Source organism: Fusicatenibacter faecihominis, assembly GCF_020686945.1.
GTDB lineage: Bacteria > Bacillota > Clostridia > Lachnospirales > Lachnospiraceae > Limivivens > Limivivens faecihominis.
Window position 1 is genome coordinate 168415 of sequence record NZ_JAJEPR010000004.1, and the last position, 12584, is coordinate 180998.

The window sequence follows — 12584 nt, forward strand, 5'->3', positions numbered from 1 at the left end:
TTTTATTTAGAAAGTTCAATGATATGCTTGCAGATGAGATCCGTAATACGGGGTGGAAAACTTTCTCCGATCGTATCGCGGATGAGACCGTCAGATACAAGCTTTCCGTCTATGGTAAAAGAAAATGGATAGGAAGCAATCGACTGGATTATAAGCCCTTCATACAAAGAGAGTACTCTGCTTTGATCCGGATGCAGCTTATTATCTGAACATGCATATTGAAAATTTTGTGTCAAAGTGCTGGCCGGTTCATCCCAGTTCATCCGTTTATAAGCGCTGACAAAACCTTTCATCAGTCTTTTCTCACCGGTTTTCTTGTCTTCAACCCAGGGACGGGGCAGGAGAGCACCACATTTTTCACAATAAAGAGGAGTATCCGTATGCAATTTGTTGATCCCATTTTTATCATGTGAAGCGCCATGTATTTTATTGCCTTGAAATCTGCAGGCAGGATTCACACACTGATTATTAAATGCGCTGGCTCCTTCAGGAGTATTATCAATCCAAAATAATTTTTTCGCATCAAGCAAAGGGACTTTATGTAAGCCATCATAGCCCGTTGCCTTATTTTTTCCTTTTTCTGCTCTCAATGACGGAAGATTTCCAATCGCCTCACGCAATGTAATCCACGGTTGTGTTGCTTCAGGAAATAAAGAGCCATTTTTTAAATATTGTTTTTTGGCATGCTCATTTCTTGAAAGTACGGTTACCAGACGTTTTCGATGCTGTGGAATACCATAATCGGCAGTATCAATCGCGACTGGTTTGCCAAAATAGTCCTTTCCAAGTTCACGCATAATGTAGTCTATGATATTGATAAGCTCTTCATTTTCATCAAAAATCAGAGTATTTACCATATTCGTAACATTTTCAAGGATGACCCATTCCGGTTTCAGTGCTTTAATGATTTCAATAGCTGGAATAATCAGGCGATTTCTCTCATCCATCTTAGGGCGCAACCCTTTTCTATAATCGCTGAGCATTTTTCCCATACCATTAGAAGACATTCCCTGACAGGGAGGTGTAGCCAGAATTAAAAAAGGTTCCTCTTTATATATCGAACGATAATAATCAATGATTTTTTTCTTTTCGTCCCAGATATTACCACAAAAACACTTTGCTTCCGGATAGTTATGCTGAAAAAGATTCATTCTTTCCGGGAGAATATCACAGCCTATGATCGTTGTGATGTCATTGGCTTTTAAACCAAGATCACCAATGCCGGACGATGAAAATAAACTTATTGCATTTCGTTTCAACGTTTTTTCTCCTATCATACCCGGATCCCCAGCTCTGCAGGCAGAAATCTCGGGCAGACATTCTCGGAGGAGGTAACAACGGAGGCGGCCAGTCTCGTGCCGATCTCCACGGATTCGCTTAAGTCACAGCCGTAGGTCAGGCCGCTGACGACGCCGGCACAGAAGGAATCACCGGCTCCGGTGGTATCCCGGACCTGAACCTTTCTGGCGGGGCAGAAGCCGCTCTTTCCACCTCGTTCCGCGTAAACGGCTCCTTCGCCGCCCATCGTGATGACCATGGAATCGATGTTGGCTTTCTCCAGACAGCCGGCGAGGATTTTTTCCACCTCAGCCGGCGTTTTTTCACTGTAATCGTCAGTGAAAAAGATTCCTGCTTCCTCGAGATTGCAGATGAAACAATCGAATTTCTGGAGAAAATCTCTGCGCTCAATGGCGATGCTCATATTGCTGATGACGCCGTAGAGCTTTTTATCATACTTTTCACAGAGTTGAATGACCTTTTTCACGATCTCCTTGTCTATGTCCACTTCGACGACCACGGAATCGGCCTCGGCAAAGATCTCGTCGCCTTTTTCCTCCAGAATATCGAGAATCGGCATCAGGTTCGGCCGCTGGGAGACGGAACCGGCCAGATCTCCGTTGTGGTCGAAGACGGCCAGCCAGGTTCCCATGCCATTGGGAATCGTACGCATATATTCGGTATTTACCTTGTGATTCTGAAGCTTGCGGATGACGTCGCCGCCGAGGGCAGAGTCGTCAACGATGCCTAAAAAGGTGGGGCGAAGCTCGATATTGGCGATATCCTCCACCACATTCCGGCTCACGCCGCCGTGAACGTATTTAATCTTTCCGGCATTCCGGCCCGTGGGAAGATAAATTCCCTCCGGAAAGCCCTTGATATCCACAAAAACAGCTCCGATTACAATAATTCCATTCTTATGTACTGCCATATGAAAAAACAACCTTTCTTACTTTGAGTATTTGCATTATACCATGAGCATCTCAGAAAAGAAACTTTTTTGTAAAATTTTTATAAAACCTCTTGACTTGAAACTCGACTTTAATGGTACACTCATTCTATAAGTAAATATCTGCACTTTTGTATACAGTAACGATAGATAAGGAGAAAAGAAGAAATGTGTAAAGAAGAATCAGAAAAAAAAGAAATCAGCGGCGCATACCTCACCGGTGAGCGTCCTTTATTCGGCGGGAAAAATCTCTCCATCCAGGATACCATTTTCACCGACGGCGAGTCTCCCTTAAAGGAGGCCAGCGATATCGACCTGAAAAACAGCATGTTCCAGTGGAAATATCCCCTCTGGTACGCGAAAAACATCACCGCCGAGGACTGCACCTGGTTTGAGATGGCCCGGGCCGGTGTCTGGTACACCGACAATCTCACGGTGAAAAATGCCGTGATCCAGGCGCCGAAGAATTTCCGCCGCTGCCATGAGCTGACTCTGGACCATGTATTTATGCCCAACGCAGCCGAGACCCTCTGGCACTGCAGCGGTGTCACCATGAACGAGGTTTCCGCCAAGGGCGATTATTTCGCCATGAACTGTGAAAATATGAAAATCAGCAACTTCGAGCTGATCGGCAACTACTCCTTCGATGGAGCGAAAAATGTGGAAGTTCACAATGCGAAAATGCTCTCCAAGGACGCTTTCTGGAACACCGAAAACGTCACGGTCTATGATTCCTTCATCTCCGGAGAGTACCTGGGCTGGAACGCAAAGAACCTGACCCTCATCAACTGTACGATTGAGAGCCTTCAGGGCATGTGCTATATCGAGAATCTTGTGATGAAAAACTGTAAGCTCTTAAATACCAACCTGGCCTTTGAGTATTCCACCGTGGATGCCGAGATCACCAGCGATATTATCAGCGTCTTAAATCCAACCTCCGGCATCATCCGGGCCGCATCCATCGGCGAACTCATTATGGATAAGGAAAAAATCGATCCCTCTAAGACAGAGATCGTGTGCGAAAAGATCGGCAAAGTCAGCGATCATCTGATGGTATAAAAGGAGTGAAGACTTATGCAGAGCATTTTTGATAAAGAGACAGACCGCCGGGGCACCAGAAGCATGAAATGGGATGTGACCCCGGAGGAACTTCCCATGTGGGTAGCGGATATGGATTTTGAGACGGCTCCTGCAGTGCAGGAAGCGATTCGCGAAAGAGCCGCTCACGGTGTATTTGGCTACACCCTCATCGAAGACGACTGGTACGAGGCTTATCAGAACTGGTGGAAAATCCGCCACAATTTCGAGATTCCGCGAGACTGGCTGATTTTCTGCACCGGCGTGGTTCCCGCCATCTCCAGTATCGTCCGGAAAATGACCACAGCGGCAGAAAAAGTCGTAGTTCTCACCCCGGTCTACAATATTTTCTTTAATTCCATTTACAACAATGGACGAAACATCCTGGAAAGCCCGCTGAAATACGAAAACGGTGCCTATTCCATTGATTTCGAGGACCTGGAAGAGAAGCTTGCCGATCCCCAGACCTCCCTTATGATCTTCTGTAACCCCCACAACCCTGTGGGCAAGATCTGGGACAAGGAGACACTGGAAAAGGTGGGTGACCTCTGTGTGAAACACCATGTCCTGGTGCTTTCCGACGAGATTCACTGCGACCTCACCGAGCCGGGGAAGGATTATGTTCCTTTCGCCTCCGTCTCCGAGAACTGCCGGAAAAACAGCATCACCTGTGTGGCCCCCACCAAAGCCTTCAATCTGGCCGGCCTTCAGACCGCAGCCGTCATCGTTCCCGATCCGACGATCCGTCACCGGGTAAACCGCGGCCTCAATACCGATGAGGTAGCTGAGCCCAACGTTTTCGCAGCGATCGCCCCTGCTGCCGCCTTTGGAAAAGGCGGAGAGTGGCTGGATGAGCTTCGGGCCTATCTCTTTGAGAACCGCCATTATGCGGAAGCTTTTATCGAGAAAGAGCTTCCCATGCTTCATGTCATAAAAGCCGAGGCTACCTACCTTCTCTGGGTGGACTGCAATGCCCTGAAAGGCGATCTTTCCGATTTCAGTGATTTTATCCGGAAGACCAGCGGCCTGTACGTCTCTGACGGGCAGGAATACCGCCAGGGCTACGGTTTCTTAAGAATCAACCTGGCCTGCCCGAAATCCCGGGTGGAGGACGGCATGAACCGGCTGAAAAAAAGTATTCTTGCCTGGAATGAGAAGTTTTAAGCCGGTATGGTAGACAGAATCTCATGCGGAATCCTGCAGATGGAGCTTCCGTTCCGCCATACCTGCTAGGTATACCGGATCAACCCCAGAGCAGAAGAGATCATGAAAACCCATCTGGAAAACGGCGAGCAGCGGATCACTCTGGTAAACCCTGCCGGCTGGAAGCTTCTGGGCTATGCCGTTCCCTTCCTCTCCATGGAAGAACAGTACCAGAACGGCAAAGATTTCCTGGGCGGCCTGACGCTCACTCAGGCCCAAAAAGAACAGTATCACTGCGATTAAAAAAGAAAAGCGTGTAAAAAATGAGTCTGTTTTTTGCACGCCCTTTTTTACATCACAAGCTTAACATACAGAAAGAAGGTTTTATCTATGGATCTTATCCAGGCAGCAAAAAATTTAGGTTTTTCCGATGCAGCTATCATGAATACGAAGGACCTCGTTTTCAAACCGGAATACCGGAAATTCTGCGAGGAAAATCAGTGCGGGAACTATAACCTGAATCCGGCCTGTCCCCCGGAGAGCGGCACTGTGGAAGAAATGATGGCCCAGGCTCTGAAATATGAAAAAACGTTGGTTCTTCAGACTATCCAGACTCCTGAAATGGAGTACAAGAAAGCGAAACATTCCCATAACCAGCTGACAGAACAACTGGCCGAACAGATGAAAGCCGCCGGAATGACAGACCTTCTCATCATGAGCGCCGGTCCCTACAAGCATCACTCCTGCATGTCCGCTTACTGCGTGGACGCCCAGGAGATGGCAGACGCCGTAGGCATGATCTGCTGGGGCCATGATGGAAAAATTCGCTATTTTTCGCAGATTTTGTTTCACGAAAACAGTTGCATGGAGTAATTGAGAATCACATTTCCCGGGAAATGAATATTTGCTTGAACTTACTTAAGAATCCGGATATAATAGGAATGTTATGGTGTTCAGGGTTAACCCAATCCTTTACACCAGGCATTCCTGTTTTTAAGAGATCATATCATTTTATTTTCGAAAGGAAAAACATGAGAAAACTGGCTTTAAGCGATGAAATTTTACTGAGCATCGAGAAACCAGCCCGCTATATCGGCAATGAGGTAAACTCGGTGATGAAAGACAAAGAGCAGGTGGATATCCGCGTTGCTTTTTGTTTTCCGGATGTCTATGAGATCGGTATGTCCCACTTAGGCATCCAGATTCTTTATGATATGTTCAACCAGCGTGACGATATCTGGTGTGAGCGCGTTTATTCTCCCTGGACCGATCTTGACAAGGTCATGAGAGAAAAACACATTCCCCTTTTCGCCCTGGAATCCCAGGATCCCGTGAAGGAGTTCGACTTCCTCTGCTTCACGATCCAGTATGAGATGTGCTACACCAATATCCTTCAGGTGCTGGACCTCTCTGGCATTCCGCTGCTTGCTTCCGAGCGTACGGAGGAAGACCCCATCGTGATCGGCGGCGGCCCCTGCACCTATAACCCGGAGCCCTTGGCTGATTTCTTTGATATTTTTTATATTGGCGAAGGTGAGACCGAATATTTCCATCTGATGGACCTTTATAAGGAGTACAAGGCAAAAAGCCTCTCCAGAAAAGAATTTCTCCATGATGCGGCAAAAATTCCGGGGATTTACGTTCCCTCCCTTTATGAGGTGACTTATAAGGAGGACGGCACCATTGAGTCCTTTGCCCCCGTATGTTCCGATATTCCCGCTGTCATCGAAAAACAGATCGTCATGGATGTGACGGACACCTATTATCCAAAGGCCCCTGTCGTTCCCTTTATCCGGGCCACCCAGGACCGCGTGGTGCTGGAGATCCAGCGAGGCTGTATCCGCGGTTGCCGTTTCTGCCAGGCAGGTATGCTCTACCGTCCTTTAAGAGAACGCGATCTTTCCATGCTGAAGGATTATGCCATCACCATGCTGAAAAATACCGGCCATGAGGAGATTTCCTTAAGCTCCTTAAGCTCCAGCGATTACTCCGAGCTGGCAGGCATCGTAAATTTCCTCATCGAGCACTGCGAAGGCCAGGGCATCAATATTTCCCTGCCGTCTCTCCGTATCGACGCCTTTTCCCTGGACGTCATGAGCAAAGTGCAGGATATCAAGAAAAGCAGCCTGACCTTCGCTCCCGAGGCCGGTTCCCAGCGAATGCGAAACGTCATCAATAAGGGACTCACCGAGGAGGATATCCTGAGAGGTTCCGGCGAAGCCTTTGCCGGCGGCTGGAATAAGGTAAAACTCTACTTTATGCTGGGTCTTCCCACCGAGGAAGATGAGGATATCAAGGGTATCGCCTATCTGGCGGAAAAAATCGCCGAGCATTATTATGAGATCCCGAAGGACCAGCGAAACGGAAAGTGCCAGATCACAGTCAGCACCTCCTTCTTCGTTCCGAAGCCCTTCACGCCGTTCCAGTGGGCTCCCATGAATACCCATGAGGAGTTCCTCGGAAAAGCCTACACGGTCAACCACACGATCAAAGATCAGTTAAATAAGAAGAGTATCAAATATAACTGGCACGAAGCCGATGTGACTCTGCTGGAAGGTCTGCTGGCCCGGGGTGACCGGAGAATCGGCCGGACGATCCTGAAAGCCTATGAGAATGGCGCTCTCTACGACGCCTGGAGCGAGACTTTCCACTATGATATCTGGCTCAAAGCCATGGAAGAGACCGGAATCTCCTATGATTTCTACAATTTCCGTACCCGCACCTTCGACGAGATCCTGCCCTGGGATTTCATCCATATCGGCGTCACCCGGAAATTCCTGGAACGGGAATGGGAGAGAGCAAAACAGGGTATCGTGACACCCAACTGCCGCCAGGGCTGCTCAGGCTGCGGCGGAAGATCCTACGGCGGAGGTGTATGCTATGAAGATTAGAGTGAAATTTTCCAAACACGGAGCCATGAAATTCATCGGTCATCTGGATATCATGCGATATTTCCAGAAAGCCATCCGGCGGGCTGAAATTCCCATCGTCTTCACCGAAGGCTTCAGCCCCCACATGGTCATGTCCTTTGCCTCCCCGTTGGGCGTAGGCATCGAGAGCGAAGGCGAGTACATGGATATCGAGATCAAAGAACCCCTCTCCACAGAGGAAGCCGTACGGCGCCTGGACGCTGTCATGAGCGAGGGCATGCGGATTCTCGATTTCCGTCAGATTCCCGAGGAAAAAGCCAGCAACGCCATGGCGCTTGTGGCCGCTGCCGATTACCGGATCCGTTTCCGGGAGGGCTACGAGCCGGATCTGGACTGGAAAAAGCTCTACACTGCTTTTCTGGAACAGCCTTCCATTTCCATTATCAAGAAAACGAAAAAAAGCGAGACAGAGCTGGATATCCGCCCGCTGATCTACGAGAGCCATCTGGAAGGAGACAGCATTTTTGTACGTCTTTCTTCCGGAAGCGCTGCGAACATCAAACCGGAGCTTATGATGGAGGCCTTTGCTTCCTATGCAGGCTTCTCTCTGGAACCCTTCTCCCTGATGGTCACACGGATCGATCTCTATGCGGCAGGCCCCGACGGAACCTTTGTCTCCTTAAATGAACTGGGTGAGAAAATTGGATAAAAAACTGCTTATCGTACGCTGCCGCGGCCGAATCCTCACCGCCCTGAAAGAGGGGGATAAGGTCGTGGAGCTCCACCTGGATGAGGAGGAGCGCAATTCTCTTCTGGGCAACATCTACATCGGCCGCGTACATAATATTGTAAAAAATATTCACGCCGCCTTCATTGAGGTTGGCGACGGACTTCAGTGCTATTATTCTCTTTCTGATAATAAAGACCCGATTTTCCTCAAAAAAGGAAGCTCCCCGAAGCTTCAGGCCGGCGATGAGCTTCTGGTGCAGGTCTGCCGGGAAAATCTGAAATCCAAACCGCCGGCTGTCACATCCAACCTGAATTTCACCGGCAATTATGTGGTTCTCACCACGGAAAATAAGAGCATCGGTTTTTCTTCCAAGCTTTCCAAGGAGGAAAAGCAACAGCTGGGAGAGTGGCTGAAGCCCTTTGTCAGCGACCGCTTTGGCTGTATCGTCCGGACAAACGCCCGGGAAGCCGATGAGGCGACTTTCCAGGCTGAGCTGAAGCTTCTGACGGGCATCTATGAGGAAGTGACAGAAAAAGCGAAGTTTCGCAAACCGCTGACCCTCCTTCATCAGAACAATCCCACGACCTGGCTCTCCAGCCTGAGGGACACCTATAAAGCGGGACTCACCGAGATCATCACCGACGATCCCGGTCTTCACGAGAAAATCCACCATTATCTCGAGCATTACCAGCGGGAAGATCTGGATAAGCTTCGTTTCTACGAGGATCCCCTGCTTCCGCTGATCAAGCTCCACAGCCTGGAGACAGCCCTGGAAAATGCCCTGAAGGAAAAGGTCTGGATGAAATCCGGCGCTTATCTCGTGATCCAGCCGACGGAGGCGCTGACGGTCATCGATGTAAACACCGGCAAATTTGACGGGAATAAAAATCAGCAGGATACTTTCCTGAAGATCAATCTGGAAGCGGCCCGGGAGATCGCCCGGGAGATCCGGCTCCGGAACCTTTCCGGCATCATCGTTGTCGATTTCATCAATATGGACGCAGCGGAAAACCGAAAACTTCTGATGGAGGAATTTGCGTCCTGGCTGAAACGGGATCCAATAAAGACCACGCTGGTCGATATGACGGCCCTGGAGCTTGTGGAAGTCACCCGGAAAAAACTTCGCAAGCCCCTGCAGGATCAGTTTCTGGCGACCCGTAACCCGGCAGAAAATAAATCCACGAATTTTAGTGAAAATGCTTGACACAGCGAAAAACTCATGCTATTATATGCAAGTATGCCGCACAGAGAGGTATAAGAACTGTCTGACAGTCACCATATCTGGCGAGTAATGATAATAGGAGGTGCCATATGTACGCAATTATTGCAACAGGTGGTAAACAGTACAAAGTAGCCGAAGGCGATATCATTAACGTAGAGAAACTGGGTGCAGAAACAGGAGAGACCGTTACCTTTGATAACGTTCTTGCTGTAAGCAACGAGGGTCTGAAAGTCGGTGCTGACGTAGCAGCTGCTACCGTAACTGCCAGCGTTGTAAAGAACGCTAAAGCAAAAAAGGTTATCGTTTACAAATATAAACGGAAATCTGGCTATCACAAAAAGAACGGCCACAGACAGCAGTACACTCAGGTTAAGATTGAGAAAATCAACGCTTAATTGTTATGATCACAATTACAGTTTTTAAGCATCAGGACCAGTATCGCGGCTTTCGAAGCAGCGGCCATGCGGGATATGCGGAGGAAGGATCCGATATCATCTGTGCAGCAGTTTCCGCTCTGACAGTGAACGCGATCAATTCCATCGACGAACTGACCGACGATGCAGCCGACGTCCGACAGGACGAAGGTTATCTGGAACTGAGACTTGAAGGGACATGCTCCAAGGAGTCATCCCTGCTTCTGGATTCTCTGGTCCTCGGGCTTGAGTCCATCCAGGAGAGTTATGGAAAGAAATATATAAAGATTGCAACCAAGGAGGTGTAACGGTTATGTTAAAAATGAACCTTCAGATCTTCGCTCATAAAAAAGGTGTTGGTTCTACTAAGAACGGCAGAGATTCCGAGTCCAAGAGATTAGGAGCCAAGAGAGCAGACGGACAGTTTGTAAAAGCTGGTAACATCCTTTACAGACAGCGTGGTACCAAGATTCATCCGGGAGTAAACGTTGGACGTGGCGGTGACGACACCCTGTTCGCTCTGGTTGACGGCGTTGTTCGTTTTGAGAGAAAAGGCAGAGACAAGAAGCAGGTTTCTATCGTTCCTGTTTCCGAATAATGAGTGACACTTTAGGGCTTCAAATCATCTCTTGGTTTGGAGCCTCATTTTATATAGAAGGAGAATTTTCATGTTTGCAGACAGAGCAAAGATATTTATCCGCTCCGGAAAAGGCGGAGACGGTCATGTGAGCTTCCGTCGGGAGCTTTTCGTGCCCAACGGCGGTCCTGACGGCGGAGACGGCGGAAAAGGCGGCGATGTGATTTTCGAGGTGGATGAAGGTCTCACCAATCTGTCCGAATACCGTCACCGTGCAAAATTTACCGCGGAACCTGGAGAACAGGGCGGAAAGAAACGCTGCCACGGTGCCAATGGAAAAAATCTGATCCTGAAAGTCCCTGCCGGAACCATCATCCGCGAGGCAGAATCCGGAAAAGTCATCGCTGACATGTCCGGTGACAACAAACGCCAGGTAATCTTAAAAGGAGGCCGCGGAGGCCAGGGAAACATGCACTATGCAACCGCTACGATGCAGGTTCCCAAATATGCCCAGCCCGGTCAGGCTGCCCAGGAGCTCTGGGTAAATCTGGAGCTGAAAGTCATTGCAGACGTAGGGCTTGTCGGTTTTCCGAACGTCGGAAAATCCACCTTGCTCTCCCGTGTGAGCAACGCAAAGCCGAAGATCGCCAATTATCATTTTACAACCTTGAATCCCATGCAGGGTGTCGTAGATCTGGGTGACGGAAGCAGCTTTATCATGGCTGATATCCCCGGACTCATTGAGGGCGCTTCTGAGGGCGTCGGACTCGGCCACGAGTTCCTTCGTCATGTCGAGCGTACCAAGATCCTTCTTCATGTGGTAGATGCCGCTTCTACAGAAGGCCGCGACCCCATTGATGATATTTATAAAATTAACGAGGAACTGAAAAATTACAACGAGGAGCTGGCTTCCCGTCCGCAGATCATCGCTGCCAACAAGACAGACGTGATCTATTCCGAGGACGAGGATCCCGTAGAAAAGATCCGCGCTGAGTTTGAGCCCCAGGGCATCAAAGTATTTCCCATCTCCGCAGTCAGCGGCAAAGGTGTAAAAGAGCTTCTCTCTTACATCTGGGAGGTTTTAAAAGAGCTTCCCCAGGAGCCCGTTGTCTTCGAGCAGGAGTATTTCCCCGGCGACTACAACAGCAATGATAATCTTTCCTACACTGTGGAACAGCTGGATGAGCACACCTTTGTGGTGGAAGGCCCCAAGATCGAGAAAATGCTGGGTTACACAAACCTGGATTCCGAGAAAGGCTTCCTGTTCTTCCAGAACTTCCTGAAAAACACCGGTATTCTGAAAGATCTAGAGGCTGCCGGTATCCAGGATGGCGATACGGTCCGCATGTATGGTCTCCAGTTTGATTATTATAAAGAGTAGGAGAAAAATTTATATGACAAGCAAACAGCGTGCTTATTTAAAGGGTCTGGCCATGACTATGGATCCGATCTTCCAGATCGGAAAAAGCAGCCTGACCCCGGAAAACACCAAAGCCATCGATGAGGCCCTGGAAGCCCGGGAGCTCATCAAGATCAGTGTTCTCCAGAACTGCCTGGACGATCCGAAAGAGATCGCGGCTGTTGTGGCAGAGCGCACACGTTCCCAGGTGGTTCAGGTCATCGGCAAAAAGATCGTCCTGTACCGGGAAGGCAAAAAAGAGAAAAAGAAAATCATTCTCCCGTAAAAGGAGTGACAGAGAAATGGTAGGGAAGTGCAAGAAAAAAGGAATCATGGGCGGCACCTTTGATCCGATCCATATCGGTCATCTGATCCTCGGTGAAAACGCCTGTCTTCAGCTGGGTCTGGACTCCATTCTTTTCATGCCCAGCGGCAATCCGCCTCACAAGCCTCACCGGCCTGGCAGAGCCACCACAATGCAGCGAGTGGAGATGGTCCGGCTGGCGATTGAGGACAACCCGCATTTTGAACTTTCACTGGCGGAAACCCATGATCAGGGTTATACTTACACAGAAGAGACCCTCAGACGGCTGACGGCTGAAAATCCGGACACGGATTATTATTTTATTATGGGAGCCGATTCCCTGTTTCAGTTCGAGCACTGGAAAGGGCCGGAGGAAATCTGCCGCCTGGCCACTCTGGTGGTGGCTGTCCGGGACCATGTTTCCGAGGAAAAACTAGATGCTCAGATTCTTCACCTGAAAGAAATTTTAGGCGCCAGGATTGAGAAACTGGACACACCGAATATTGATATTTCCTCTGAGACTTTGCGTTCCTGGATTGCCAGCGGTCATTCGCTGCGCTATTATGTTCCGAACCCTGTCATTTCCTATATAGAAGAACAGCGGATTTACAGCCGAAATTAG

At 49.1% G+C, this 12584-nt stretch carries 15 protein-coding genes; 13 read left to right on the forward strand and 2 right to left on the reverse strand.

The window, feature by feature from the left end; all coding sequences use genetic code 11:
• Positions 1–2: 2 nt before the first annotated feature.
• Together LKD71_RS03835 and LKD71_RS03840 are read right to left on the reverse strand one after the other, a co-directional pair.
• A complete protein-coding gene (locus tag LKD71_RS03835) occupies positions 3–1277 on the reverse strand; it encodes a DNA cytosine methyltransferase (RefSeq protein WP_178045454.1) in 1275 nt (424 codons plus the stop codon).
• Positions 1274–2209, reverse strand: a complete 936-nt coding sequence (locus LKD71_RS03840; RefSeq protein ID WP_178045455.1) for a PfkB family carbohydrate kinase — start codon at positions 2207–2209, stop codon at positions 1274–1276. The genes LKD71_RS03835 and LKD71_RS03840 overlap by 4 nt, the downstream gene beginning before the upstream one ends.
• A gap of 186 nt (positions 2210–2395) precedes the next feature.
• Here LKD71_RS03840 and LKD71_RS03845 point away from each other — a divergent pair, with 186 nt between their 5' ends.
• From LKD71_RS03845 to nadD, 13 genes are all read left to right on the forward strand, one after another.
• Positions 2396–3286: a DUF3737 family protein gene (locus LKD71_RS03845; RefSeq protein WP_227614418.1), complete on the forward strand. Its 891-nt coding sequence runs from the start codon at positions 2396–2398 to the stop codon at positions 3284–3286.
• A gap of 15 nt (positions 3287–3301) precedes the next feature.
• Positions 3302–4468: a MalY/PatB family protein gene (locus LKD71_RS03850; RefSeq protein ID WP_227614419.1), complete on the forward strand. Its 1167-nt coding sequence runs from the start codon at positions 3302–3304 to the stop codon at positions 4466–4468.
• 102 nt (positions 4469–4570) lie between these two features.
• Entirely contained in the window at positions 4571–4750 is a 180-nt protein-coding gene (locus LKD71_RS03855) for a hypothetical protein (RefSeq protein WP_227614420.1), read from the forward strand.
• An 87-nt stretch (positions 4751–4837) separates the two neighbouring features.
• A complete protein-coding gene (locus LKD71_RS03860; RefSeq protein WP_227614421.1) occupies positions 4838–5320 on the forward strand; it encodes a DUF2284 domain-containing protein in 483 nt (160 codons plus the stop codon).
• A 158-nt stretch (positions 5321–5478) separates the two neighbouring features.
• Complete coding sequence (locus tag LKD71_RS03865) at positions 5479–7338, forward strand: TIGR03960 family B12-binding radical SAM protein (protein WP_178044705.1); 1860 nt, start codon at positions 5479–5481, stop codon at positions 7336–7338.
• The gene (locus tag LKD71_RS03870) at positions 7328–8026 is read left to right on the forward strand and encodes a TIGR03936 family radical SAM-associated protein (RefSeq protein WP_178044706.1); all 699 of its coding nucleotides are present in this window, start codon (positions 7328–7330) and stop codon (positions 8024–8026) included. Before LKD71_RS03865 ends, LKD71_RS03870 begins: the two co-directional genes overlap by 11 nt.
• A complete protein-coding gene (locus LKD71_RS03875) occupies positions 8019–9251 on the forward strand; it encodes a ribonuclease E/G (RefSeq protein WP_227614422.1) in 1233 nt (410 codons plus the stop codon). Before LKD71_RS03870 ends, LKD71_RS03875 begins: the two co-directional genes overlap by 8 nt.
• A 107-nt stretch (positions 9252–9358) precedes the next feature.
• Positions 9359–9664 carry a 50S ribosomal protein L21 gene (gene rplU, locus LKD71_RS03880; protein ID WP_178044708.1) on the forward strand — a complete coding sequence of 102 codons (306 nt, stop codon included), beginning with the start codon at positions 9359–9361 and terminating at the stop codon, positions 9662–9664.
• Positions 9665–9669: 5 nt separating this feature from the next.
• On the forward strand, positions 9670–9990 hold the full coding sequence (locus LKD71_RS03885; protein WP_227614423.1) for a ribosomal-processing cysteine protease Prp: 321 nt from the start codon (positions 9670–9672) through the stop codon (positions 9988–9990).
• A 5-nt stretch (positions 9991–9995) separates the two neighbouring features.
• A complete protein-coding gene (rpmA, locus tag LKD71_RS03890) occupies positions 9996–10280 on the forward strand; it encodes a 50S ribosomal protein L27 (protein ID WP_117764800.1) in 285 nt (94 codons plus the stop codon).
• 70 nt (positions 10281–10350) lie between these two features.
• Positions 10351–11640 carry a GTPase ObgE gene (gene obgE, locus LKD71_RS03895; protein WP_178044936.1) on the forward strand — a complete coding sequence of 430 codons (1290 nt, stop codon included), beginning with the start codon at positions 10351–10353 and terminating at the stop codon, positions 11638–11640.
• 13 nt (positions 11641–11653) lie between these two features.
• Entirely contained in the window at positions 11654–11944 is a 291-nt protein-coding gene (gene yhbY, locus LKD71_RS03900) for a ribosome assembly RNA-binding protein YhbY (protein WP_178044937.1), read from the forward strand.
• A gap of 16 nt (positions 11945–11960) precedes the next feature.
• Complete coding sequence (gene nadD / locus LKD71_RS03905) at positions 11961–12584, forward strand: nicotinate-nucleotide adenylyltransferase (RefSeq protein ID WP_227614425.1); 624 nt, start codon at positions 11961–11963, stop codon at positions 12582–12584.